The organism is Mycolicibacterium pyrenivorans, from assembly GCF_025821625.1.
Taxonomy (GTDB): Bacteria; Actinomycetota; Actinomycetes; order Mycobacteriales; family Mycobacteriaceae; genus Mycobacterium; species Mycobacterium pyrenivorans.
Genome location: NZ_JACKSH010000018.1, coordinates 52,637 through 78,021 on the forward strand (window position 1 = coordinate 52,637; position 25,385 = coordinate 78,021).

The window sequence follows — 25,385 nt, forward strand, 5'->3', positions numbered from 1 at the left end:
AGTAGCGAGAGTCTGCGGCATGTCGGGTGCAGACCCGCCCGCTCGCGCTGAGGTGCGCCGGGGAACTGGCTAGGTGACCAGCGAGACGGAGGTCGAGCGCCGCAGCTTGCCCGACGGCGTCTTGGGGATGCTTCCCGGCCCGAGCACGACCACGTTGCGGGGGCGCACGTCGACCTCCGCCACCACCTCGTGGGCGACCTGGTGCTCGATGCGACGCACCTCGACGGGATCCTCCCAGGCGTTGGACTCGACGGCGACGGCGAAGGTCTCGCGCGAGTGCCCGGCGTCCAGGCGGACCGCGACCGCGCAGCCGGCCCGCACCCCTTCGACGCGGCCTGCCGCGCGTTCGATGTCTGTCGGGTAGATGTTGCGGCCCGCCATGATGATGACGTCCTTGACACGACCGCAGACCACGACGTGGCCCTCCTCGGTCAGGTAGCCGAGGTCGCCGGTGTCATACCAGCCGGCCTCGTCCTGGGCCGGGATGAAGCCGCCCATGGTCAGGTAGCCGGGGGTCAGGCATTCGCCACGCAGTTCGATGACGCCGACCCCACGCGCAGGCATGACGTTGCCGTGGTCGTCGATGATGCGGGCTTCCAGGTCGGTCAGCAGCGGGCCCAGCTTGGCCAGCCGCTTGGTGTTGCCCTTGGAGGACGGCACCGCCCGGCGCAGCGCCGCCAGCAGGTCGGCGTCGACCTCGTCGACGACCAGGCCGGCACCGCACGGCGAGAACGACACCGCCAGCGTGGTCTCGGCCATGCCGTAGGCCGGCAGGATCGCCTCGGGACGCAGGCCGAACGGCTTACCCGCGTCGATCAGGTCCTCGACGTCGGCCGGTTCGACGGGCTCCGCGCCGGACAGCGCGAACCGCAGCGTGGACAGGTCGAACTCGCCGGGCTTGGCCTGGCGGCGCAGCCGCTTGGCGAACAACGCGTAGGCGAAGTTCGGCGCCGCGGTCATGGTGCCCTTGTACTTGTCGATGAGCTTGGCCCACAGCAGGGTGTCCCGCAGGAAGTCCATGGGCGTGACCTTGACCAACTCGGCGCCGAAGTACATCGGGATGGTCAGGAAGCCGACCATGCCCATGTCGTGGAAGCAGGGCAGCCAGCTGACCATGACGTCGGTGTCGACGTCGTACTGGGCGCCGATGAACATGGCCTCGGCGTTGGAGTAGATGTTGCGGTGGGTGATCTGCACGGCTTTAGGTGAACCAGTAGATCCGCTCGTTAATTGCATCAGCGCCAGATCGTCCTCACCCACGTCGATGGGATCGATCGGGTCGGAGGCCAGCAGGTCGCCGACGGTCAGGACCTTGATGCCCTTTTCCTCGAGGACCGGGATCGCGACCAGGAACGGCTCGGAGACGATGACGGCCTTGGCCTCGATCATCCCGATGACCATCATGGTGTCGTCGGCCCACATGGCCAGGTCGGTGCGCGGGGTCGGCTGGTGCAGCATGGTCAGGCTGGCACCGCGCATCCACAGACCCTGGGCGGTGGGGGCGATCTCCACCGGGAACCCGGCCAGCACGCCGACGGCGTCACCGAGACCGACTCCGGCTGCGGCGAGCCCACCGGCGATGCGCCGCGCCCGCTCGTGCACCTCGCCCCAGGTGTGCCGAACCGGCTCATACGGCTCGCCGGTGACCATGCCCCTGCCGGTGGTGCGGGCATTCCGGTACATCTTCTCGGTGAATCTGCTCACCACGACCTCCTCGCCGACATTTGCCCCGGTATGTATGCCCGTGGGCAATGCTCCGCCTGATGGGAGGCCTTTTCACGGAGGCGCGCACACATTTGGGGAGCGGTTGTGTCTCGAATCGGTGATGTCCCATAACCGCGGGCGAATCCAGTCCATCGCCCACCGTTGTCGCCGGTGGGGGAACTCATCGCGTCCAGTGCTCGACCGCTAGCTCTCACCGTCGCTCATCTTAAGCAACTCTTAAGTAACTGCCAAACGGACGCGACTATTGAGGCATTAGTCACACCAATTCGTGATGAACAAGCAGCGTGCTGGTTCCACACAGAAGCTGGGTTTCTACACAGACGCTGATGGGGTCGGTACGACGCGGGCCCCCTGCACCGGCCCGCTGGCCACCCGCACCGTGCGACATACACCCGCGCCCGCGAGCTCGGTGCCCACGTCCACCGCGGCACCCGCCGAGGGACACAGGAACGCGCAGGTGGGGCCCGAGCCCGACACGATGCCCGCCAGCGCGCCCGCGTCGACCCCGGCGCGCAGCGTGCGGCGCAGCGACGCGTCGAGGCTCAGCGCCGCGGCCTGCAGGTCGTTGCCGAGCAGCGGCGCCAGTTCCGCGGGATCCCCCGACGCCAGCGCGGCCAGCACCGGTTCGGCGGTTTCCAGGCGCGGCGGCAGGTGCCTGTCCCCGGCGGCGCGCAGCCGGTCGATCTCGGCGAAGACCTTCTTGGTGGACAGCCCGCCCGCGGAGAACGCCAGCACCCAGTGGAACGTGTTGCGCGCCAGCACCGTGGCGAGCTCCTCGCCACGGCCGGTGCCCAGCGCCGTGCCGCCGTGCAGGGCGAACGGCACGTCGCTGCCGAGCGCGGCGGCCAGCGTGTGCAGGTCCCGCCGCGGCACGCCGAGCTCCCACAGCGCGTTCATCGCCACCAGGACGGCCGCCGCGTCGGCGCTGCCGCCGGCCATCCCGCCCGCGACCGGGATCGTCTTCTCGATCGAGATCGCGACGTCCGGGGTGCGGCCGACGTGCTCGGCGAGCAGCTCGGCTGCGCGCCACGCGAGGTTGCGCTCGTCGGTCGGCAGGGATTCGGCGCCCTCACCGGACAGCTCCAGCGACAACATGTCGGCGGTCGTGACCGTCACCTCGTCGAGCAGCGACACCGCGTGGAAGACCGTCGTCAGCTCGTGGTAGCCGTCGTCGCGGCGGTCCCCCACCTCGAGGTAGAGATTGACCTTGCCCGGAACCCGGACACTGACCGACCCGGTGGGAACCCACTCGGGTGCCGTACTCCCGTCACGCGCGGACATCGAACGACACTAACGCCGCGACGCCGAACGGGTGAACTCGCCACCGGAAGCGACCCAGGAAGCGACTCTGAAAGCGACTCAGAGCGCGCTGATCTCCGACTGCTTCGTGCCGACCGCGGGTTCCTCGGCCGGCTTGGCCGCCTCGGGTGCGGCCTTGGGAGTGACGTGCCAATCCTCGGAGCGCTGCAACAGCCGCACGAAGTCGGCGATGCTCAGCGTCTCGCCTCGGCGGGACGGGTCGATGCTGGCGGCAAGCAACCGGCTGGCCGACTCGTTGCCCGAACCCGCCCACTCGGCGAATGCGTTGCGCGACGTCTTGCGCCGCTGCGCGAAGGCCACGTCGATGAGCTCGAACACCTGCTCGCGGAACTCCGGATCGGTGGGCCACGGCGACGTCTCGTGACGGTCGATGCGCACCAGGCCGGAGTAGACCCGCGGAATCGGCCAGAACACCGTCGGCGACACCATGCCGTAACGGCGGACGTTTCCGAAGAACCGCACCTTCACGCTGGGCACGCCGTAGTCCTTGCCGCCCGGTTCGGCGGCGAGGCGCTCGGCGACCTCCGCCTGCACCATCACCATGACGGTGCGGATCGACGGGAACTCGGCGAGCAGGTGCAGCAGCGCCGGGACGGCGACGTTGTACGGCAGGTTCGCGACCAGCGCCGTCGGCATCTCGTCGAGATCGGAGCGCTTGAACGTCAGGATGTCGCGGTTGAGCACATGCAACCGGTTGATCTCGCTGTGCGAATGATCGGCAATGGTCGTCGGCAGCTGGCGGGCGAGCACCGGATCGATCTCGACGGCGGTCACCTTGGCGCCACGGTCGAGCAGCGCCAACGTCAGCGAACCCAGGCCGGGTCCGACCTCGAGCACGTGGTCGGAACGGTTCACCCCGGAGGCCGACACGATGCGGCGCACCGTGTTGGCGTCGTGGACGAAGTTCTGACCAAATGACTTGCGGGGCCTGAAGTCCATGGCCTTGGCCAGATGGCGTATCTCAGTTCGCCCGAGCAGCCGAATTGTCACGACGCACCGATCCTCCCGCTACAGGTCGGCCACGCCCCCCAACCTTGACGCGCCCGAGTAACCTCAGCAATCGCGATCTGCTCTTCTCTTGTGGCCAGATCCGCCCTCGCAGCATACCTCAGACCACCGTTGCGCTCCCACGTGTTTTGGTCAAATTGGACGCCACCGAAATATCCGTTGCCGGTATTGATGGCCCAATTACCTCCGGCTTCGCAGCGTGACAGCGCGTCCCAGGTCGCTCCGTTGGAGACCGGGGGCACCTCGGTACCGGGCTTCGCGCCGACCCTTAGCACACCGTCACGTGCCGGCGAAACGACGACATTGGCTACTGGCAATCTGCCGGTCTCGACGCCGTTGACCGTCGCGACCGCGAAGGTGACGTCCTGAGCGCCGGGAGCGCCCGGGTCCTCGACGATCTGCCGGCTCATGTTGAGCGTGACATCCTCGATGCGCTGGTTGTTCGGGGCGAGCGGGGTGCGCTCGGTGATCTTGTGGATGCGGTTCCGGGTGACCGCGACCTGCATTCCGTCGACGACGGGTGACGCCGGTGCCGGCACGACGGTATCGCTTTGCTGCAGCGGGATTCCCGCGGCATCGAGCAACGCGGCGACGTTGGGTGCGGCCAGACGCACCGTGCGGATCGCGCCACCGTCGTTGATCTGCACCGTCCTTGGGCTCACGACGGGCAGCGACATCCCGCCGAGCGGGACACGGCTACCACGCGACGCCGCCAAGGGCGCCTTGTCGGTCATCTGCAGCTGAGACAGCGCCTCCTGAACCGTCGACGCGGTGGTCCACACCTGTTCGGTGCCACCGCCGTCGGTCGATATCTCCAGTGGTCTGCTGCGACGCAGCACGATCGTCTCGGACTGCGAAACGGGCGCATCCGCCGCCGGATAGAGGTCGTCGCGGTCCCCGACCTCGAAGCCGTTCTCGGTGACGACGTCGATGACGCGGGTCTTCATCGTCGGCACGGTCATCGATGCGCCGTCGACGGACAACGTCACCGTCTTGTGTGCGGCAACCGCGGTTCCGCCCGCGAAGATCAACGCCAGCAACGTCGCAGCGACCAAGAGCCGCAGCAGCGGCGAGCGCGTTTCATGAAGTTTGTTCACAGCGTTCAAAATGTCGTCTATCCCCGACTAGGCACTACAGGCAGCAGAGCGGCCAACCCGTATTTGATTACAAGACGGTAACGAACAGGCCTAGGTTCAGCAACTCTGAAGGCCGTACACCCGCTCCGCGGTCGCGGAACTCTCCTCGGCGATCGTCTCCGCAGGCCGGCCGACGACGTCGGCCAACGCTCGCACAGTGTAGGGCAGGCAGTACGGCTCATTGGGCGCGCCGCGGTACGGGTGCGGGGTCAGAAACGGCGCATCGGTCTCGACGAGCAGTTGCTCCGGGGGGATCAGCGCAGCGGCTTCCCGCAGCGCACGGGCGTTTCGGAAGCTCACCGTCCCGGACAGGCTCAGCACCCAACCGGCCGCCACGCACGTCCGCGCCATCTCCACCCCCGACGAAAAACAGTGGAAGATCACAGTCTCGGGCGGGCCCTCGGCCCGCAGCACGTCGAGCACCTCCGCGTCGGCGTCGCGGTTGTGGATCATCAGCGGCTTCCCGGTCCGCTTGGCCAGGTCGATGTGCCAGGCGAACGCCTCCCGCTGTTCACCGGGCTCGGCGCACCCCTCGAGCCGCCCCGGCCAGTACATGTCCATGCCCGTCTCGCCGACGGCGACCACCCGCGGATGTCCGGCCAGTCGCTCGATCACCGTCCGCGCCTCCTCGGTGAGCGCGTTGGCACGGGTGGGGTGCAGCGCCACCGCCGCGTACACCCGCGGATCCCAGTCGGCCGCCTCCACCGCCCACCTGGCCGCCGCCAGGTCGTCGGCGATGGTGACGACCGCCCCCACGCCCGCCTGGCCCGCGCGGTCGAGGATCGCACGCACGTCGTCGGCGTCGGTGGCGCCGCACGCGTCGAGGTGGGTGTGCGCGTCGATCAGCGGCGCGAGGCGTTCCGGCAGGGGCGGCGGCTCGCGCTTTGAACTCACGGCCACACTCTAGGGTGAAGCTCAAATGAGCGAGCCGTACTACATCACCACAGCGATCGCGTATCCGAACGGTGCACCGCACGTCGGGCACGCCTACGAATACATCGCCACCGACGCCCTCGCGCGGTTCAAGCGCCTCGACGGGTTCGACGTCCGCTTCCTGACCGGTACCGATGTGCACGGGCTCAAGATGGCCGAGACCGCGGCGGCGGAGGGCATCCCCACCGCCGAGCTGGCGCGCCGCAACTCGGATGTCTTCGAGGCTCTGCACAACAAACTGAACGTCTCGTTCGACCGGTTCATCCGCACCAGCGACCCCGACCACTACGAGGCGTCCAAGGAGATCTGGCGCCGGATGGTCGCGGCGGACGACGTGTACCTCGACGTCTACTCGGGCTGGTACTCGGTACGCGACGAACGCTTCTTCACCGAGGCCGAGACGACCGTCGGCCCCGACGGGATCCGGATGGCCACCGAGACCGGCACCCCGGTGACGTGGACCGAGGAGCAGACCTACTTCTTCCGGCTGTCTGCGTACGCCGAACGACTGCTGGCCCTCTACGCGGAGCACCCCGAGTTCATCGAACCCGAGGTGCGGCGAAACGAGGTCGTCAGCTTCGTCTCCGGCGGGCTGCGCGACCTCTCCATCTCCCGCACGACGTTCGACTGGGGCGTCCCGGTGCCCGGTCATCCCGACCACGTCATGTACGTGTGGGTGGACGCGCTGACCAACTACCTGACCGGTGTCGGCTTCCCCGACACCGACTCGGAACTGTTCCGCCGGTTCTGGCCGGCCGATCTGCACATGATCGGTAAGGACATCATCCGGTTCCACACCGTGTACTGGCCGGCGTTCCTGATGTCGGCGGGCATCGAGCTGCCCAAGAAGGTCTTCGTGCACGGCTTCGTGCTCAACCGCGGCGAGAAGATGAGCAAGTCCGTCGGCAATGTCGTCGACCCGGTGAACCTGGTCGACACGTTCGGCCTGGATCAGGTGCGCTACTTCTTCCTGCGCGAGGTGCCGTTCGGCCAGGACGGCAGCTACAGCGAGGAGGCCATCATCGGCCGCATCAACGCCGACCTGGCCAACGAGTTCGGCAACCTCGCGCAGCGCTCGCTGTCGATGGTCGCCAAGAACCTCGACGGCGTCGTGCCGCAGCCCGGCGAGTTCAGCGCCGACGACCTCGAACTGCTCGCGGCCGCGGACGCACTGCTGGAAAGGGTGCGCAGCCACTACGACGCGACGGCCATGCACCTGGCACTCGAGGCGATCTGGTCCGTGCTCGGCGCGGCCAACCGGTACTTCTCCGCGCAGGAACCGTGGGTGCTGCGCAAGACCGACACCGACGAGGCTCGGCTGCGCTTCGGCACCGTGCTCTACACGACGCTCGAGGTGGTGCGCATCGCCGCGCTGCTGAGCCAGCCCGTGATGCCGGAGACGATGGCCAAGCTGCTCGACCTGGTCGGCCAGCACCCCGACGAAAGGACCTTCGCCGCTGTCAGCACCCGACTGGAGCCGGGCACTGCCCTACCGGCCCCGGCCGGCGTGTTCCCCCGCTACCAGGCTGAGTGACTCGAAAAGTGAACGGACTACACGAGAAATTGCACGACCTCTACGACGAGGTCGCCAGGCGCAACGCAGGAGAGAGCGAATTCCATCAATCCGTGTACGAGGTGCTCAACAGCCTCGGACCGGTGGTGGAGAAGCACCCCGAGTACGTCGACTCCGAAGTGATCCGGCGGCTGTGCGAACCGGAACGCCAGATCATCTTTCGGGTGCCCTGGGTCGACGACCGCGGAACCGTCCAGATCAACCGCGGCTTCCGCGTCGAGTTCAACTCCGCTTTGGGCCCGTTCAAGGGCGGCCTGCGTTTCCACCCGTCGGTCTACCTCGGCATCGTCAAATTCCTTGGCTTCGAACAGATCTTCAAGAATTCGCTGACCGGCATGCCGATCGGCGGCGGCAAGGGCGGCGCCGATTTCGACCCCAAGGGCCGCTCCGACGACGAAGTGATGCGGTTCTGCCAGTCGTTCATGACCGAGTTGTACCGCCATCTCGGTGAATACACCGACGTGCCTGCCGGTGACACCGGCGTCGGCATGCGCGAGATCGGTTATCTGTTCGGGCAGTACAAGCGGATCACCAACCGCTACGAGTCCGGCACCCTCACCGGCAAGGGGTTGACGTGGGGCGGTTCGCAGGTCCGGACCGAGGCCACCGGCTACGGGACGGTCTTCTTCGTCAACGAGATCCTGCACGCCCGCAACGACACCTTCGAGGGCAAACGCACCGTGGTGTCAGGTTCGGGCAATGTCGCGATCTACGCGATCGAGAAGATCGAGGAACTCGGCGGCATCGTGGTCGCCTGTTCGGACTCGAGCGGCTATGTCGTCGACGAGAAGGGCATCGATCTCGACATCCTCAAGGAGATCAAGGAGGTGCGTCGGGGCCGGGTGGCCGACTACGTCGAGATGCGCGGCGGCGGAGCGCACTTCGTCGAGGACCGCAACGTGTGGAACGTGCCGTGTGAAATCGCGCTCCCCTGCGCCACGCAGAACGAGATCAACGGCGAGGAAGCGCTCGCGCTGATCGAGAACGGCTGCCGCATCGTCGCCGAAGGCGCGAACATGCCGTGCTCGCCCACCGCGGTGAAGCACTTCGCGGGAGCCGGCGTGACGTTCGCACCGGGTAAGGCGGCCAACGCGGGTGGCGTCGCCACCAGCGCACTGGAGATGCAGCAGAACGCGTCGCGGGACTCGTGGACGTTCGCCGACACCGAGACGCGGCTGGAACAGATCATGCGCCGCATCCACAACCGCTGCCTCGTCACCGCCGACGAGTACGGCCAACCGGGCAACTACGTGGCCGGGGCGAACATCGCCGGGTTCATCCGGGTGGCCGACGCGATGCTGGCCCTCGGCGTGGTCTGATCATGGCAGGTGTGACACACATCACTATCTGTCACGCCCGGCCACCCCGCGGTGTCTAGAGGGCATGACTGATTTCACCGCATCCAAGACGCACAACGCACGCGCCAAAGTCGTCGTCATCGGCGGCGGCTACTCCGGAACGCTGGCGGCCAACCAACTGCTCGTCGGCGGTGACGGGGAAACGCCGGACATCACGCTGGTCAACCCCCGCCCGAAATTCGTCGAGCGGATCCGCCTGCACCAGTTGCTGGCCGGTAACCACGACGCGAGCGTCGACTACGGCACGCTGCTCGGCGAGGGCGTCCGACTCGTCGTCGACACCGCGACCCGCATCGACACCGTCGCCCGCACCGTGGCACTGGCGTCGGCACGGGCGCTGGAGTACGACTACGTCATCTACGCGGTCGGCAGTACCGGTGCCGTCCCGGCGGCGGTGCCCGGCGCCGCCGAATTCGCCTATCCCGTAGCGGAGTTGGAGCAGGCGCAACGGGCACGGGATGCACTCGTCGAGCTACACCGTGACGCACCGGTGACGGTGGTCGGGGGCGGGCTGACCGGTATCGAGGTCGCCACCGAGCTCGCCGAGCAGGGCCGCAGGGTCACGTTGGTCTGCGGCGGCCGGCTGGGACCGTCGCTGTCCGCGCCGGGCCGCCGATCGGTGGCCAAGGTGATGGCCAAGCTGCGGGTCGCGGTGCTGGAATCCGACGTGGTGACCGAAGTCCGCCCCGACGCGGTGGTCTTCGCCGACGGCGCCGTCCGCCCGAGCGCGCTGACCATCTGGACCGCGGGCTTCGGCGTACCCGATCTCGCGGCCACCAGCGGACTGCGCACCGATGCCATGGGTCGCCTGCTCACCGACGAGACGCTGACCAGCGTCTCCGACACCCGGATCATCGCCACCGGGGATTGCGCGTCACCGTCGGGAGTTCCCCTGCGGATGTGCTGCGCGACGGCCTCACAACTCGGGCCGCAGGCGGGCAACACCGTACTCAGCCGGATCGCGGGTGCCGAACCGGCGGTGCTGGAGTACGGCTTCGCGGGCAACTCGTGCACCAGCCTCGGCCGCCGTGCCGGCATCCTGCAGTTCGGCCGCAGCGACAACACGCAGATCAACGCCTACCTCGGCGGTCGCGTGGCCGCGACGGTGAAGGAGATCATCTGCAGGGGCACGATCTGGGGCCTGCGCCGCCAGGCCGGCAAGCCCGGCTCCGCCTATTTCGCCAAGGGCGCACCCCGGCCGGGGCAGCGCGCGTTCGAGGAGGTCGCGGGAACGTGACCACCACCGGCCCGGCCGACGGTGACCACGCCGCGCGCTTCACCCACCTGCGGCCGCTACTGTTCACGATCGCCTACGAGATCCTTGGCTCGGCAACCGAATCCGACGACGTGCTGCAGGACAGCTATCTGCGCTGGGCGGATGTCGACCTCGCCACGGTACGGGACTCCAAGGCGTTTCTGGCGCAGTTGGTGACCCGGGAGGCGCTCAACGCGGTACGCACCCGCACGCGTCGACGGGAGGACTACGTCGGCCCGTGGCTGCCCGAACCGCTGCTGCTCGACGACCGCGACGCCTCCGCCGACATCGTTCTGGCCGAATCGGTTTCGATGGCGATGCTCATTCTGCTCGAGACGCTGACCCCCGATGAGCGCGCGGTGTTCGTGCTGCACGAGGTCTTCGGCTTCGACTACGACGAGATCGCCTCCGCGGTGACGAAGTCCGTCGCCATGGTGCGTCAGATGGCGCACCGTGCACGGGAACACGTACACGCGCGCCGGAAACGGTTCGGGCCTGTCGACACCGCCTGGACGGCACAGATCACCGAACGGTTCCTGGCCGCGGCTCACACCGGCGACGTCGACGGTCTGCTCGGCCTGCTTGCGCCGCATGTCACGTGGACGGCCGACAGCGGCGGCAAGGCCAAGGCGATTCGGCGGCCGGTGGTGGGCGCGAAGCGGGTTGCGGCACTCATCGCGAGCTTCTTCCGGGTGGCGCCGCAGGTGTTTCCCGACCTTCGCGTCGAGACGGCCGTCTACAACAACGCCCCCGCGGTCCTCGCCTACAGCGGCGACCGCCTGCAGGGAATGTTCCTGGTCGAAGTCGTCGAGGACAAGATCACCAACTTCTACGCGGTGGTGAATCCGGACAAGCTCGCCGGGATCACGATCCCCAGGAAGCTCAGCAGACAGTGATCTCCACCACAGCCGGCCCAGATGGTGTCACACTCCGATGATGCGAGGTGTCTCGAGGTCAGACCGGCCCGACGATGGGCCGGGAAACCTCGAAGGAGCAAGAAGAATGACCTCGAACCAGACCACCGTGTTGGTGATCGGCGGCGGGTACGCCGGTGTGATGGCGGCCAACCGACTGAAGTCACGTGACGATGTGCGCGTGAAACTGCTCAACCCGCGCCCGCAGTTCGTGGAGCGGATCCGGCTGCATCAGCTTGCCGCCGATGGCCGGCCAGACAGCACTGTCGCGGTCGCGGATTTCGGCAAGGTCCTCAACGACGGCGTGCAGTTGGTCGTCGACAGCGCCGAACGGATCGACGCCGCCGCCCGTCAGGTTTTTCTGAGTTCCGGCGAGACGATGGACTACGACTATCTGGTGTACGCGGTCGGCAGCACCGGGGTGGTGCCGACCTCGGTTCCCGGCGCGGTCGAATTCGCCTTCCCGCTGGCCGAGTTGGAGCAGGCGCAGCGGTTGCGCGGGCGGCTGGCCGACGTGCCTCAGTCGGCGCCGATCGTCGTCGTCGGCGGCGGGCTGACCGGCATCGAGGCGGCAGCGGAGTTCGCGGAGGCGGGCCGGTCGGTGACGCTCGTCGGCGAACTGGCCCCGTCGTTGAGCGAACCGGGACGGCGGTCGGTGGCCAAGCGGCTGCGCAGGCTCGGCGTCGCGGTCGTCGAAACGATGGTCACCGAGGTGACCGCATCGGCGGTGGTGCTCGCCGACGGGCGCGCGGTGCCGAGCGCGGTCACCGTGTGGACCGCGGGCTTCGGGGTGCCCGGCCTGGCCGCCGCCAGCGGCCTGACCACCGACGGCGACGGTCGTGTCGTCACCGACGAGACGCTGACCTCGCTGGACAGTCCGTACATCGTCGCCGCCGGGGACGCCGCGTCGCCGTCACGGCTTCCCTACCGGATGAGCTGCCAGGCGGGCCTTCCGCTCGGCGCTCAGGCGGCCGACACCGTGCTGGCCCGGATCGCGGGCACCGAGGCGGCCGACGCGACGGTCCCGATGACGGGACAGTGCATCAGCCTGGGCCGCGGCGCCGGAACCGTGCAGATCCAACGCAAGGACGACACGCCGATGAACATCTACGTCGGTGGCCGCGCGGGTGCGTTCGTCAAGGAGCAGGTGTGCCGGTGGACCCTCAAGTGGCTGGCCGGAGAAGCCACCAAGCCGGGTTCCTACAAGTCACCCAACGGACCCGACCGCACCGAGCAGATCGCCGCGGCCGAGGGGGTGCAGATCCGATGACGACCAAGCCGGGTGACGAACACGTCGAACGATTCACCGCCCTGCGGCCGCTGCTGTTCACGATCGCCTACGAAATCCTGGGCAGCGCAACCGAATCCGACGACGTCCTGCAGGAGAGCTACCTGCGATGGGCCGAGGTGGACCTGTCGAGGATCACCGACACCAAGGCCTACCTCGCCCAGCTCGTCACCCGGCAGTCGTTGAACGCGCTGCGGGCCCAGTCCCGGCGCCGCGAGGACTACATCGGCCCGTGGCTGCCCGAGCCGCTGTTGACCGAACAGGACGCGTCCGCCGATGTGGTGCTTGCCGAATCCGTGTCGATGGCGATGCTGGTGGTCCTGGAGACGCTGAGCCCCGACGAGCGTGCGGTGTTCGTGCTGCGGGAGGTGTTCGGGTTCTCCCACGACGAGATCGCCTCGACGATCGGCAAGTCCACCGCCGCGGTGCGCCAGATGGCGCACCGGTCACGCGAACATGTGCAGTCACGACGCAAGCGGTTCGAGCCCGTCGACCCCAAGGTGTCCACCGAGATCACCACGCGCTTCTTCACCGCGGCGGCCACCGGTGACCTCGACGGGCTGATGGCCATGCTGGCGCCGGACGTGGTGTGGACCGCCGACAGCGACGGCAAGGTCAGCGCGGCCCGCAGGCCGGTTTCGGGCGCGGACCGGGTCGCGCGTCTGATCCTGGGCTTCGTGCGACTCGCAGGCGCCGAGGGCAGGGTGGAGTCCGCGGTCTACAACAGCGCACCCGCGCTGCTGCTCTATCTCGGCGAGCACCTCGAGGGCGTGGTGTCGTTCGAGGTGATCGACGGCAAGATCACCAACTTCTACGCGATGCGCAACCCCGAGAAGCTGAGCACCGTCACCGTGCCCCGGCGCATCAGCCGATAGCCCACGTCACGGCCGGGGCCGGTCAGGCGTGCAAGGCTTAGGCGGTGCGCATCGAGCGACTCACCGGCCTGGGCGACCCCCCGTCGGTGCTCTGCGCACTGGCCACGGCGGCGAGCCGCCTGGGCCTCGCGCCCCCCGCCGCGCTGATCGGTGAGTGGTTCGGATCGGGCGCCGTCATCGCGCCGACGCTGACCGCGTCCGAGGTGCCTGCGGAAGACGTCTTCGACGTGACGCCCGGCGGCCGGGCCGACGGCCCCGTCGGCGGCGGCTGGTTCGGCTACCTGTCCTATCCGGACCCCGCGGCCGACGGGCTGGGTCCGCGGATCCCGGTCGCCGCGGGCGGCTGGTCGGACTGCGTCCTGCGATGTGACCGCAACGGCGCCTGGTGGCACGAAAGCCTTTCCGGTGCAGCGCTTCCCGAGTGGGTTACCGACGCGCTGCACGTCGTTCCGGAACATCGCCACGCCGCCATCACCTGGGGCGAGGCCGATCGGCGGGCACATCACGGGGGTGTGCTGGCTTGCCTGGAGGCCATCGCGGCAGGCGAGGTGTACCAGGCCTGCGTGTGCACGCAGTTCACCGGAACGCTCGACGGAACGGCCATCGACTTTTTCGCCGAGTCCGTGTCCCGGACCGATCCGGCCCGGGCGGCCTACGTCGCTGGACAGTGGGGCGCGGTGGCGTCGCTGTCACCGGAGTTGTTCCTGCGCCGGTGCGGGGAGGCCATGACGTCGAGCCCGATCAAGGGCACGCTGCCTGCTCATGCCGACCCCGCCGCGTTGCGCACGTCGGTCAAGGACGTCGCGGAGAACATCATGATCGTCGACCTGGTCCGCAACGACCTGGGCCGGATAGCGCGCACCGGGTCGGTGACGGTGCCCGAACTGCTGGCGTTGCGGCCGGCGCCGGGTGTCTGGCACCTGGTGTCGACCGTGTCGGCGCGGGTGCCGGTCGACCTGCCGATGACCGCGGTGCTCGACGCGATGTTCCCACCGGCGTCGGTGACCGGCACACCGAAAGCGCGGGCGCGGGAACTGCTCACCGGATGGGAGCCGCATCGGCGTGGGGTCTATTGCGGCACAGTCGGGTTGGCGTCACCGATCGCGGGCCTCGAGCTGAACGTGGCCATCCGCACGGTCGAGTTCGCCGCCGACGGCACCGCGGTGCTCGGCGTCGGCGGCGGCATCACCGCGGACTCCGACCCGGCCCGCGAGTGGGACGAGTGCCTGCACAAGGCGGCGCCGATCATCAGCGCGCCCGCCTCAGTCACGCGCGCGTAGCACCGCGTCGTAGAGCTCGCGGCGTGACGGGGCTCCCGGATTCGCGGCGATCACCTGGGCGCAGGCGTCCTTGACCCGCAAGCCGTCGTCGACCAGCCGGTTCACCTCGGCCACCAGCGCGTCGGGATCGGCCTTCGGGGTGGCCCCGGCCAGCACCACGGTGATCTCACCCAGCACGCCGCCGGCGGCCCAGTCGGCGAGCTCGCCGATCGAGCCCCGCACGACCTCCTCGTGGGTTTTCGTCAGCTCCCGGCAGACCACCGCCCGCCGCTCGGGCCCGAGGACCTCCACGGCGTCGCGCAGGCAGTCGGCCAACCTGCGGGGCGACTCGAAGAACACGCAGGTCCGCGGTTCGGCGGCCAGCGTCCGCAGCCAGGACGTGCGTGCCGACTGCTTACGCGGCGCGAAACCTTCGAAGCAGAACCGCTCCGAGGGCAGGCCTGCGACGGCCAGGGCCGTCGTCACCGCGGACGGGCCGGGAAGGCACTGCACGGTGAGGTCGTTGTCGACACACGCCGACACCAGCCGGTAGCCGGGGTCGCTGATCAGCGGCATCCCGGCGTCGCTGACCAGCAACACCGTCGCGCCGCCACGGATGTCCTCGACCAGAGCAGGCACCCGGGACGCCTCGTTCTGGTCGAACAGGCTGACGACCCTGCCCGCGAGGCGGACCTCCAGCGCCTGCGCCAGCGTGCGGATCCGCCTGGTGTCCTCTGCGGCGATCACCTCGGCACTGCCCAGGGCCCGCACCAGCCGCGCCGAGGCATCCGACGGCTGACCCAACGGCGTGGCAGCGATGAGCAGTCGGCCGGCGGTCATTTCGGCGGGTTGGGCCCACGCCCGTAGGGCCGGGGAGAGCGTAGCGACCGGGGGATCGTCATCAGCACAGCCTACGATCGCAGGCGTGAGTGTCCCGACCGACGAACTCGTTGTTCGCCACCGGTCGGCTCCCGTGATCAGCCCAGGGCCGCTGGTGCCCGCCGCGGATTTCGGTCCGCTCGACCGGCTGCAGGGCTGGGTGATGACCGTGGTCGTCACCGCGCTTGCTGCGGTGACGCGCTTCCTCAATCTGGGGTCACCCACCGACGCCGGCACCCCGATCTTCGACGAGAAGCACTACGCGCCGCAGGCCTGGCAGATGGTGCACAACAACGGCATCGAGGACAACCCGGGCTACGGGCTCGTGGTGCATCCGCCGGTGGGCAAACAGCTGATCGCCATCGGCGAGGCGCTGTTCGGCTACAACGGGCTGGGCTGGCGGTTCTCCACTGCGGTGTGCGGCGTCGTGCTGGTGCTCCTGGTGGTGCGGATCGCGCGCCGCATCAGCAGATCCACGCTCGTCGGCGGCGTCGCGGGTCTGCTGCTGATCGCCGACGGGGTCAGTTTCGTCACCGCGCGCACCGCCTTGCTGGACGGGTTCCTGACGATGTTCGTCGTCGCCGCGTTCGGCTGCCTGATCGTCGACCGCGATCAGGTGCGCGAGCGCATGCACGTCGCCCTGCTCGAAGGGCGTATCGGCGAGACACCGTGGGGCCCGCGGCTGGGGGTTCGGTGGTGGCGGTTCGGCGCCGGTGTGCTGCTGGGGCTGGCCTGCGCCACGAAGTGGTCCGGTCTGTACTTCGTGATGTTCTTCGGCTTGATGACTGTGGCGTTCGACATCGCCGCGCGCAAGCAGTACCGCGTTCCGCGGCCGTGGCTCGGGGTGTTCCGCCGCGATGTCGGCCCGTCGCTGTACGCGCTGGTGCTGATCCCGTTCGGGGTGTACCTGGCGTCGTACACGCCGTGGTTCGCCTCCGAGACGGGGATCGACCGCTACGAGGTGGGCCGGTCCATCGGCCCCGACAGCGTGGTGCCGATTCCCGACGCGCTGCGCTCGCTGTGGCATTACACCTACGCGGCGTACCGCTTTCACTCCGGGCTGACCAACGCCGACGGCAACCATCACCCGTGGGAGTCCAAGCCGTGGACGTGGCCGATGTCGCTTCGGCCGGTGCTCTACGCGATCGACACCGAGAACGTGCCAGGGTGCGGTGCCCAGTCGTGCGTCAAGGCCGTGATGCTGGTCGGCACCCCTGCGATGTGGTTCATCGCGGTGCCGATACTGGCGTGGGCGGTGTGGCGCGCGTTCGTCAAGCGGGACTGGCGGTACGCGGCGCTGCTGGTGGGGTACAACGCGGGCTTCCTGCCGTGGTTCGCCGATATCGACCGGCAGATGTACTTCTTCTACGCGTCGACCATGGCGCCGTTCCTGGTGATGATGATCGCCATGATCCTCGGCGACATCCTCTACAAACCGGGGCAGAACGCCGAGCGACGAACGCTCGGGCTGCTGGTCGTCTGTTTCTATGTCGCCCTGGTGATCACGAACTTCGCGTGGATGTACCCGATCCTCACGGGTCTGCCGATCTCGCAGCACACCTGGAACATGCAGATCTGGCTGCCCTCGTGGCGGTAGGCGATTTCACTCCTCTGCGCCGAGCGTGCACACACTGTAGTCGCCGCCGCGTTTTCGCGACAGGGAATGCACGTTCGCGAAAGTCCCCAACCGGCTAGAGCGGGTCGCGGGCGACCGGGCACGACATACACCGGGGCCCGCCGCGGCCGGTGCCGAGCTCCGAGGCGGAGATGGGCAGCACCTCGATGCCCGAATCGGCAAGGCGGGCATTGGTTTCGGTGTTGCGCTCATAGGCCACCACCACGCCGGGCGCCACCGCCAACGTGTTGTTGCCGTCGTCCCACTGCTCGCGCTCCGCGGTGACGGGGTCCAGGCCGGTGTCGATGACCCGCAGCTTGCCGATGCCCATCGCCTCCGCCGCGGCGTTGACGAACGGCGCCGCGCCGTCGATCTTCACTCCGCCGGACGAACTGCGAATCGTGAACGCCGTCAACGAGTCCACGATGTTGGGGTACATCACGACCGCATCGGTGTCGACCATCGTGCACACGGTGTCGAGGTGCATCTGGGCACGCTCCTGCGCGATCGGCACCGCCAGCACCGTGTGCGCGAGGCCGTCGTCGAACAGGGTGCGGGCCAACGCCTCCGCGCCCGCGGGGGTGGTGCGCTCGCCCACGCCCACTGCCACCACCCCGGGCGCCAGCAGGAGCACGTCGCCGCCCTCGACGGGCGCCGATCGTGACTCGTAGGCCCGGCGCACGCCGAGGAACCGCGGATGGTGGGCGTAGATCACGTCGGTCAGCGACGTCTCACGCCCCCTGGCAGGCAGTGCCAGCGACGTGATCGCCACGCGCGGCCCGATCCAGAACGACGAGTCCCTGGCGAAGAGCAGGTTGGGCAGTGGGTCGATGACGAAGTCCCCGCCGTGGTGCATGCGCCGCACCAGCGACAGTTCGTTCTCCCCGAAGGGCAACTCGTCGAACGTCATGCCGGCCATCAGCACGTGCGCAAGGGCGTCCGCGCCGAGGGTCCGCAGATACGTCGAGAGCTCCTGGGCCAGAGGCAGACCCAGCCGTCGGGCGTCGACCGCGGCCGAGATTCCGTGCATGCGCGCCGCGCCGCTGTTGGCGAGCGCCTCGGTCAGCAGGTCACCGAGCAGCAGCACCTCGACGCCCCGCGACCGCAGCAGCGCTGCGAACGCGTCATGCTCCTCCTGGGCCCTGGCCACCCACGGCAGGCCGTCGAACAACAGCGTGTCGTTGTTTCGTGGTGTGAGCCGCTGCAATTCGGGTCCCGGCCGGTGCAGGATGACGACCCGCAGCGTGCCGACCTCCGAATTGCACCCCAACACAGCGTCCGTCACATCTAGCACCGTAACCCCAAAAGGCCACCTCAACTATGGTTGAGGTCATGGACATGGCACACGAGCTGACGCCCGGTGAGATGTCGGTCCGCAGCGGGGTTGCGGTTTCGGCACTGCATTTCTACGAGCGCGAGGGCCTGATCGCCAGCAGGCGAACCACCGGCAACCAGCGCAGGTACAGCCGCGACACCCTGCGACGGGTGGCCTTCATCCGGATGTCGCAGCGCCTCGGCATCCCGCTGTCGCGGATTCGCGACGCATTGTCGACGCTGCCGTCGGATCGCGTACCCACCAGCAAGGACTGGGCGCGTCTGTCCGCGGGCTGGCGGCAGGATATCGACGACCGCATCGTGCATCTGCAGCGGTTGCGCGACAACCTCACCGGATGCATCGGCTGTGGGTGCCTCAGCCTGAAGGTCTGCGCGCTGGCCAACCCCGGGGACGCGCTCGCCGGGCAAGGGCCCGGCGCCGTCCGGCTCTGAGATTTCGAACGCCTGTGCGATAGACTTTGGCTCATGGAGCCGGCGCTGCAAAGCTCTCTGTTCGACCACGCCGACCGTCGCGACCTCGGCAACGGTGCGTGGCTGGAGGTTCGTTCCGGGTGGCTGTCCCCGCACACCTGTGACGATGCGCTGTTCGCCGAGTTGCGCGATTCGATCCCGTGGCGCGCCGAGCGCCGCCAGATGTACGACAGGGTGCTCGCGGTTCCCCGCCTGGTCAGCTTCATCGATTTCGCGGATCACGCCGCGACGCCGCACCCGCGCCTCAAGCAACTCCGGCGACGACTCAACGATGCCTACGCCGGCGAACTCGGCGAACCGTTCGTCACGGCTGGGCTGTGCCTCTACCGCGACGGCAACGACAGCGTCGCCTGGCATGGCGACAACATCGGCCGCAGCAGCACTGAGGACACCATGGTCGCCATCGTGAGCCTCGGGGCCACAAGGGTGTTCGCGTTACGGCCCCGGGGCGGCGGGCCCTCGCTGCGTCTGCGGCACGGCCATGGCGACCTGCTGGTGATGGGCGGATCGTGCCAGCGCACGTGGGAGCATTCGATCCCGAAGACGGCCAGGCCCACCGGGCCGCGCATCAGCATCCAGTTCCGGCCCCACGACGTCCGCTGAGCTCAGCCCTTCACCAGGTCGACCGCCTGAGTGACGAGGTCACGCGCCCGCTGCGTGTCGACCTGGGCGACGGGCTTGTCGGCGATCACGAGCGGGTTGGCGGTCACGATGACGATGAAGTTGCCGAAGTTGGCGACGTAGTTGTAGATCTCGCCGGTCCGCGGCCCCTCTGGCGTGGCGGTCCGCAGGACGCGGTGGGTGCCGACGGTGTGCACTCCGTCGATCTGCGGCGCGTCGACGACCTCGACCTCGCCGCGGACCCCGGCTCCGGTGAACGTCACCTTCCGGCACTGTTCGGCGGGCGTGTTCACCGGTACCGGCTCGGAGGTCTCGACCGCGATGACGATGAAGCGGACGCCCTCCCCCTCCGCCGTGGTCGCCGCCATGTTGCCCTGGACTCCCTGCGGGAGCGTTTCCCGGCTGGCCGACTTGCCGCAGTCGGCGGGATCGAAGGCCAGGCCGGGGGGCAGCGTCTGCGGCCCGAGGAGCCGCGGATCGATCGCCGCCGGTCCGACGGTCTCGACCATGAACGGCGGCGCGAAACTGGACTCGAGCTCGCCGACGTTGGCGATGTCGGCCTGCGAGAGATCCTCCGCCTCCCCCGGACCACAACCGGTCACCAGCCCGACGCACGCCGCCAGGGCCGGCGCGGCGCGGATGATCTTCGCGTTGGACATCGCCGCCAATGTACCTGCGCCACCCGCCTCAACCCCGCAGCGACGACACGACCGCGGTCAGCAGGCCCGCCGCGAAGTCGGCCTCCAGCGCGGGATAGGGCGAGCCGGGATCGGTGACGACGGCAACCAGGCAGACGTATTCGTCCAGATAGGCGACGAACGTCTCTGCGTGCGAACGTGTTTCCGTACCACCCTCGACGACCGTGGTCGCGGCGGTGCTCATCGCGACGGTCTGCGCCGCATCGACGGCAGGCCCGGTCCGCCCCGACACCGTCCCGGTCGTGTGGCCCGAGCTCACCGTCCACTGCGGGCACTCGGCGAGCAGCACGGCGGTGGGCGTCTCGGGAGGCACCGCCCGGCTCACCACGGCGTAGACGATCCCTCCGGGCCCCGACGCCGACCACCCCCTGGTGGTCGCGGGGTCGACGGCGGGGGCCGACAGCGCCCCGCACTGCGGCGGCTCGGAAACCGCCGCATCGCCGAAGCCCCACAACGTGATCGGCGCGGGCGATCCGCTGTATCCGGCGACCTCGTAGCCGTCGGGCAACTGGTCGCGGGACCGCTCGATCCTGGCCGGATTGATCTCGACGGCGCGCGCTGTCGTCGTCGACGACGGGGGCGCGGGTTCGGGTGGCGTGCCGCAGGCGGCGCACAGCACCGCCAGTGCGCAGACGGCGAACACCCTCACGGCCCGTTGATACCACGCCGTCGCCGCCGGGAGCCGTCGCGACGCTCAGGCCGCGTCGGCCTCGTCATCGCCGGCATCCTCGGTCGCGGCGGACGAGTCGGTGTCCGCAGTGTCGGCGGCGGACTCCTCCTCGGCTTCGTCGGGCGGTGTCGACACCTCAGGGTCGAGTTCGTCGGCAGCGTCGCCGGTGTCTTCGATGTCGTCAGCCGGGTCGATGACCGCGGGCTCGTCGATCGGGGGCGCGACAGGCTCGGCGGGCTCGACCGGCCCGACGGGATCGGCGGATGCGGTGTCGGTGAGGGTTTCGGTGCCGGATCGGGTGTCGCTGTCGGAGGCCTCCGACGACGGAACAGCTTCCGGCTCAGGCGATTCCGGGCCCACACGCTGAGATGCCGTGTCCGGCGGCGCTGCGACATCGGCGGCGTCGGGCAGGTCCGGCCCCCCGACGCCGTAGGCGCCCGGCGCCTGGGTGCCGAGCACCCGGTGCAGGCCGAATCCCTCGAAGAGGTTGTCGACGGCAACCGGCAGCGACTTGAGCAGGTTCGCCGTCAGCCCGAACAGGTCGTGGGTCGGCCACCAGCTGAACGGAGTCGGCGTGCCCGGGCCGATCTCGCGCTCGTAGGCATCCTCGATGAGGACCCGCAACGGTGCGTCGAGCGCCTTGAGGATCGGTTTCGGCACGAACAACGCCAGCGGTTGGAGCAGCGGCACGATGTCGGTCTCGATCAGGTAGTAGGTCGTGTCGCCTTCTCGACCCTGGTACCGCGCCTGCTCGAACGGCACGTCGACGGTGGGGCTGTGCAGCAGGGCATAACCCAGCAGCGCGTTGACCAACGCGATCAGGTTCAGCGGACGGACCGGGAAATCTCCACCGAGGCCGTCGTACTGCCTGGCGACGTCGACCGTGGGGTTCACGTACCTTCCGTCGGGCAACTGGGCGCTGTCGGTCGGTGATGCGCCGGTGAACGAGATGCCCATGATCGGAATGGTCGGCCAGCCCTCGCCGCGCATCAGCACGCCACCGTTGGGCCGCATCGGGTTGGCGACCAGCATGAACGGAATGACCGGGTCGCCGGGCTCGTACCCGTCGATCAGATTCTGTTTGGCCAGCGAGGCGATGATCGCGCTCTGCGAGAACCCGAACACCATCAACGCATCCTCGGGCGTCGGCGCGACCGAGCCGACTTCCGCCGCCGCGGCGGGGTCGTCGTTGACCACACAGCCGGCGTCGGCCGACAGACACAGGTGCAGGTTGGCCAGACCCAACGCGACGGATTCGTCGAGGGTGAGCCGGCCGAGCGGGAAGAACTCCTCCGGGGTGAACACGGCGACGGCGTTGTCCAGCGGGTCCCCGAAAGCCGAATCGAGGTGATTGCTCACCGCGTTGTCGAGGTAGGAGGCGACGAAATCCGGCTTGTCGGCAGGCCCCATCAGCGAGTGAAAGGTGCCGCCCATGACGAGCGCACTGGTGTTCGCCGCCAGCAACGGTATTGCGGTGGCCATCGCCCACGACGCCGACACCGCCAGGACGCTGCCTAACGCGAGGAAGATCGCCGCGACAGAACGAATTACCGGCTGCATACCCGACCCACCTTTGCACAAGCAGCAAACCGATGATGCACCTGAATGCGGCGCCGCCGGAGCGAAATGACCAATTCGACACATCTGACCGAGCGGATTCGTGTGCCTTATCCGTGAGATCTCCGTTCCTGGCGGTTATGCTGCGTCGCGATCCGGCCTTTGGTCGCGCGCAGACGGCGTCGACGCCACGGGGCCGACGAAACAGGAGACGACATGACCATCCCCATGCGGGCAGGCGTCATCGCCATCGCGGCCGTCGCACTCGGAATCGGCCTCTCGGGCTGCGGGTCGGACACCCAGACAGAGGAGTCGACCGCCACGTCGGCGACGGAGTCCGAGACAACCTCGAGCGAGGCGCCCCCCACGTCGGCCGAGGCCGCTGGGCCGGCGAAAACGATCGTCGACTACATCAAAGAGAACAACATCACCGAGGCCCCGGTGAAGCGCGGCGATCCAGGCGCCCCGACCATCGACCTGCCCTTCCCTGACGGCTGGGAGGACATGGGCCCCAACACTCCTGAATGGGCGTACGGCGGCATCGTGTTCACCGCCGACCCGGCGATGGCCCAGGATCCGCCGACGATCATCGCGATCGTCTCCAAGCTGACCGGCAATGTCGACCCGGCCAAGATCCTCGAGTACGCGCCGGGTGAGATCCAGAACCTGGAAGGCTTCGAGGGGCCCGACACGGGTCAGCCCGGCGAGCTCAGCGGGTTCGACGCCACACAGATCGGCGGCATGTACGTCAGAGACGGCGTGACCCGGATGATCGCACAGAAGACCGTGGTGATCCCCGGCCAGGACGGCCTCTATGTGTTGCAGCTCAACGCCGACGGCACCGAGGACCAGGCGATGCCGCTGATGGACGCCACCGCCGCCATCGACGAGCAGGCCAAGATCACGCCCTGATCCGGGGTTTCAGGCCCTCGACAACGCGGACGCCTCGGCGATCTGCTCCGGGGTAGGGCGCACCCCGGTGTAGCGCTCGAACTGTTCGGCGGCCTGCAGCGCGATCACCTGCGCGCCGGTGATGACGTCGACGCCCGCGGCGCGCGCCGCGGTGATCAGCGGGGTCTCGGAAGGCAGCGCAACCACGTCGAACACGGTGTGCGCCCTGCGGATTGTCTCGTCGGCGAACGCGACGTCGTGTTCTTCGGTCCCACCGGCCATGCCGATCGGGGTGACGTTGACGATGACGTCCGCAGTGCGCGCACCGACGTCTCCGGCGTACTCGTAGCCGAGCCGATCGGCCAGCGCCGGTCCGGCCACCGGGTTACGCGCGACGACAACACCGGAAGCGAAACCGCGGTCGGCGAACGCGGACCCGACAGCACTGGCCATGCCGCCGCTTCCCCGGATCAACACCGTCTGCTGCGTGGTCAGCCCGTGTTCATCGATAAGCTGTTGCACCGCAAGGTAATCGGTGTTGGACGCGGTGAGCCGGCCGTCATCGTTGACGATCGTGTTGACCGCCTGGATCGCCGACGCCGACGGTTCGACCTCGTCCACGAGGCTCAGCACGTCCTCCTTGAACGGCATCGACACCGAACAACCACGGATTCCCAGCGCACGCACCCCTGCCATCGCGGCGACGATGTCGGTGGTGGTGAACGCCTTGTAGACGAAGTCGAGGCCGAGCACCTCGTAGAGGTGGTTGTGAAAGCGCGTGCCGATGTTGCTCGGCCGCCCCGCCAGCGAGATGCACAGCCGGGTGTCCTTACTCAATGGCGGCCTCCTGCCGCCGGCCCTCACGTGGCGGCCCTCCGGCCGCTGGCCCTCACGTGGCGGCTCTCCGGCCGCTCGCGCTCACCCGACCGCCCGGATGACCTGTCGGGCGACATCGCGGATCTGCCGGGTCAACTCGGGCGGGAACGGGAGGTCGTCGGGTTTGGGCACATCGATCTCCGTGATGACGACGCCGAGGTCGTCGCGGTGCCAGGTCGCGCCGAAGTGGTCGAGGATCGCCCGCATGGCCTGGTTGTTGCTGAGCACCCGCGCGGTGAAGCGCCGCACACCGTCGTATCCCGCGGCCACCGAGATGGCCCTCATCAGGAAGGTGCCGATGCCCCGCCCCTGGTACGCGTCGGCGACGATGAACGCGACCTCGGCTTCGGCCGAGTTGGCCTCGTCGCGGACGAAGCGGGCATCGGCGACCACCGGACCGTCGACTCCGTCGGTCAGCACGAACACGAAATGTTCGAGGTAGTCGACCGCGAACAGGTAGTCCATCAGGGTCTTCGTCGGCGTCCTGATCGACTGGAAACGGCGGTAGAGCGTCTCGCTGGAGAACTCGACCGGCCCGTTCACGGCGCGCTCGCTGTCGCCGGGCAGCACCGGGCGCAGGTATAGGACGGAACCGTCACGCATCCGCGCCGGGATGGGGGTGACGAACGCGGCGACGCGCTGACGAGCGGTGCGCACCAACCTGTCCATGATCCCCGGGATCTCGATCATGGTGGCGAACGCTTCACGACCGCCGACCCAGCCCGTCAGCGGTTCGGTGGCCACCACGGTCGCGGTGCGGGGCGCATCCCGCAGCAGCGCGATCTCACCGACGATCAGGCCGGGTGTCACCTCGACGACGGTGTCGTGACCGTCGACACCGGTGTGGGTGACCTCGGCGCGACCGGACGCGATCAACAGAAACGACACCGCGAGTTCGCCCTGCTGCATCAGCACCTGACCCGCCACGGCCGACAACGGCCGCAGTTGTGCGGCCAGCGGGCCGAGAGCCTCGACCGGCGTTCCCGCGAAGACGTCCAGGACGGCGAGGTCATCGGCTCGGACAGCGGTCAGGCCGGACACGTCACGAGGTTACGGCGGCTTGTGATGGCGGGCAAGAACCCGGGCGCGGCGACCTGCGCGTCTGATCTCCGGACGAAGTCGTGATCA

23 protein-coding genes are annotated in these 25,385 nt (G+C 68.6%); 11 read left to right on the forward strand and 12 right to left on the reverse strand.

All coding sequences use genetic code 11. The annotated features are described in order from the left end of the window. Window positions 1-69: 69 nt before the first annotated feature. The 5 genes from H7I57_RS01865 to H7I57_RS01885 all read right to left on the reverse strand — a co-directional run bounded on the left by H7I57_RS01865 (window position 70) and on the right by H7I57_RS01885 (window position 6,089). A complete protein-coding gene (locus H7I57_RS01865; RefSeq protein WP_264021561.1) occupies window positions 70-1,704 on the reverse strand; it encodes a fatty acyl-AMP ligase in 1,635 nt (544 codons plus the stop codon). Between the two features lie 333 nt (window positions 1,705-2,037). Further along, a complete protein-coding gene (locus H7I57_RS01870) occupies window positions 2,038-3,006 on the reverse strand; it encodes a 4-(cytidine 5'-diphospho)-2-C-methyl-D-erythritol kinase (RefSeq protein WP_264021562.1) in 969 nt (322 codons plus the stop codon). A 78-nt stretch (window positions 3,007-3,084) separates the two neighbouring features. Next, the gene (gene rsmA / locus H7I57_RS01875) at window positions 3,085-4,035 is read right to left on the reverse strand and encodes a 16S rRNA (adenine(1518)-N(6)/adenine(1519)-N(6))-dimethyltransferase RsmA (RefSeq protein ID WP_308204301.1); all 951 of its coding nucleotides are present in this window, start codon (window positions 4,033-4,035) and stop codon (window positions 3,085-3,087) included. Beyond that, window positions 4,032-5,159 (reverse strand): resuscitation-promoting factor, encoded by a 1,128-nt coding sequence (locus H7I57_RS01880; protein ID WP_264021563.1) that lies wholly within the window; start codon window positions 5,157-5,159, stop codon window positions 4,032-4,034. The genes rsmA and H7I57_RS01880 overlap by 4 nt, the downstream gene beginning before the upstream one ends. 87 nt (window positions 5,160-5,246) lie before the next feature. Continuing rightward, a complete protein-coding gene (locus H7I57_RS01885; RefSeq protein ID WP_372510093.1) occupies window positions 5,247-6,089 on the reverse strand; it encodes a TatD family hydrolase in 843 nt (280 codons plus the stop codon). Between the two features lie 19 nt (window positions 6,090-6,108). Here H7I57_RS01885 and metG point away from each other — a divergent pair, with 19 nt between their 5' ends. From metG to H7I57_RS01920, 7 genes are all read left to right on the forward strand, one after another. Continuing rightward, entirely contained in the window at window positions 6,109-7,656 is a 1,548-nt protein-coding gene (gene metG / locus H7I57_RS01890) for a methionine--tRNA ligase (RefSeq protein ID WP_264021566.1), read from the forward strand. Between the two features lie 8 nt (window positions 7,657-7,664). Continuing rightward, entirely contained in the window at window positions 7,665-9,014 is a 1,350-nt protein-coding gene (gene gdhA / locus H7I57_RS01895; RefSeq protein ID WP_264021647.1) for an NADP-specific glutamate dehydrogenase, read from the forward strand. Window positions 9,015-9,078: 64 nt separating this feature from the next. Beyond that, window positions 9,079-10,290 (forward strand): NAD(P)/FAD-dependent oxidoreductase, encoded by a 1,212-nt coding sequence (locus tag H7I57_RS01900; RefSeq protein ID WP_264021567.1) that lies wholly within the window; start codon window positions 9,079-9,081, stop codon window positions 10,288-10,290. Next, the gene (gene sigJ, locus H7I57_RS01905) at window positions 10,287-11,204 is read left to right on the forward strand and encodes an RNA polymerase sigma factor SigJ (RefSeq protein ID WP_264021568.1); all 918 of its coding nucleotides are present in this window, start codon (window positions 10,287-10,289) and stop codon (window positions 11,202-11,204) included. The genes H7I57_RS01900 and sigJ overlap by 4 nt, the downstream gene beginning before the upstream one ends. 106 nt (window positions 11,205-11,310) lie before the next feature. Continuing rightward, window positions 11,311-12,492, forward strand: a complete 1,182-nt coding sequence (locus H7I57_RS01910) for an NAD(P)/FAD-dependent oxidoreductase (protein WP_264021569.1) — start codon at window positions 11,311-11,313, stop codon at window positions 12,490-12,492. Continuing rightward, the gene (locus tag H7I57_RS01915) at window positions 12,489-13,385 is read left to right on the forward strand and encodes an RNA polymerase sigma-70 factor (protein WP_264021570.1); all 897 of its coding nucleotides are present in this window, start codon (window positions 12,489-12,491) and stop codon (window positions 13,383-13,385) included. The genes H7I57_RS01910 and H7I57_RS01915 overlap by 4 nt, the downstream gene beginning before the upstream one ends. A 44-nt stretch (window positions 13,386-13,429) precedes the next feature. Next, window positions 13,430-14,665 carry an aminodeoxychorismate synthase component I gene (locus tag H7I57_RS01920; RefSeq protein WP_264021571.1) on the forward strand — a complete coding sequence of 412 codons (1,236 nt, stop codon included), beginning with the start codon at window positions 13,430-13,432 and terminating at the stop codon, window positions 14,663-14,665. On the opposite strand, the gene rsmI is transcribed toward H7I57_RS01920, so the two are convergent. After that, entirely contained in the window at window positions 14,648-15,484 is an 837-nt protein-coding gene (gene rsmI / locus H7I57_RS01925) for a 16S rRNA (cytidine(1402)-2'-O)-methyltransferase (RefSeq protein ID WP_264021572.1), read from the reverse strand. The genes H7I57_RS01920 and rsmI overlap by 18 nt on opposite strands. A gap of 85 nt (window positions 15,485-15,569) precedes the next feature. On the opposite strand from rsmI, the gene H7I57_RS01930 reads away from it, so the two are divergent. Next, a complete protein-coding gene (locus tag H7I57_RS01930) occupies window positions 15,570-17,120 on the forward strand; it encodes a dolichyl-phosphate-mannose--protein mannosyltransferase (protein ID WP_264021573.1) in 1,551 nt (516 codons plus the stop codon). A gap of 94 nt (window positions 17,121-17,214) precedes the next feature. Here H7I57_RS01930 and arcA read toward each other — a convergent pair whose 3' ends face one another. Beyond that, window positions 17,215-18,423: an arginine deiminase gene (gene arcA / locus H7I57_RS01935; RefSeq protein ID WP_264021574.1), complete on the reverse strand. Its 1,209-nt coding sequence runs from the start codon at window positions 18,421-18,423 to the stop codon at window positions 17,215-17,217. Between the two features lie 47 nt (window positions 18,424-18,470). Here arcA and soxR point away from each other — a divergent pair, with 47 nt between their 5' ends. Together soxR and H7I57_RS01945 are read left to right on the forward strand one after the other, a co-directional pair. Further along, window positions 18,471-18,905: a redox-sensitive transcriptional activator SoxR gene (soxR, locus tag H7I57_RS01940; RefSeq protein WP_264021575.1), complete on the forward strand. Its 435-nt coding sequence runs from the start codon at window positions 18,471-18,473 to the stop codon at window positions 18,903-18,905. A gap of 33 nt (window positions 18,906-18,938) precedes the next feature. Then, the gene (locus H7I57_RS01945; protein ID WP_264021576.1) at window positions 18,939-19,547 is read left to right on the forward strand and encodes an alpha-ketoglutarate-dependent dioxygenase AlkB family protein; all 609 of its coding nucleotides are present in this window, start codon (window positions 18,939-18,941) and stop codon (window positions 19,545-19,547) included. Window positions 19,548-19,549: 2 nt separating this feature from the next. On the opposite strand, the gene H7I57_RS01950 is transcribed toward H7I57_RS01945, so the two are convergent. Genes H7I57_RS01950 through H7I57_RS01960 form a run of 3 tightly spaced genes read right to left on the reverse strand, consistent with a single transcriptional unit; the run spans window position 19,550 to window position 22,493 of the window. Further along, window positions 19,550-20,224, reverse strand: a complete 675-nt coding sequence (locus H7I57_RS01950; RefSeq protein WP_264021577.1) for a DUF5642 family protein — start codon at window positions 20,222-20,224, stop codon at window positions 19,550-19,552. A gap of 28 nt (window positions 20,225-20,252) precedes the next feature. Continuing rightward, window positions 20,253-20,912 (reverse strand): DUF5642 family protein, encoded by a 660-nt coding sequence (locus H7I57_RS01955; RefSeq protein ID WP_264021578.1) that lies wholly within the window; start codon window positions 20,910-20,912, stop codon window positions 20,253-20,255. Window positions 20,913-20,957: 45 nt separating this feature from the next. Then, window positions 20,958-22,493: a PE-PPE domain-containing protein gene (locus H7I57_RS01960; protein ID WP_264021579.1), complete on the reverse strand. Its 1,536-nt coding sequence runs from the start codon at window positions 22,491-22,493 to the stop codon at window positions 20,958-20,960. 213 nt (window positions 22,494-22,706) lie between these two features. Here H7I57_RS01960 and lpqN point away from each other — a divergent pair, with 213 nt between their 5' ends. Then, on the forward strand, window positions 22,707-23,402 hold the full coding sequence (gene lpqN, locus H7I57_RS01965; RefSeq protein WP_264021580.1) for an envelope biogenesis lipoprotein LpqN: 696 nt from the start codon (window positions 22,707-22,709) through the stop codon (window positions 23,400-23,402). Window positions 23,403-23,411: 9 nt separating this feature from the next. On the opposite strand, the gene H7I57_RS01970 is transcribed toward lpqN, so the two are convergent. Together H7I57_RS01970 and pat are read right to left on the reverse strand one after the other, a co-directional pair. Then, on the reverse strand, window positions 23,412-24,218 hold the full coding sequence (locus tag H7I57_RS01970) for a shikimate 5-dehydrogenase (protein ID WP_275080773.1): 807 nt from the start codon (window positions 24,216-24,218) through the stop codon (window positions 23,412-23,414). 81 nt (window positions 24,219-24,299) lie between these two features. Continuing rightward, window positions 24,300-25,298, reverse strand: a complete 999-nt coding sequence (gene pat / locus H7I57_RS01975; protein WP_264021584.1) for an acetyltransferase Pat — start codon at window positions 25,296-25,298, stop codon at window positions 24,300-24,302. Window positions 25,299-25,385: the final 87 nt, after the last annotated feature.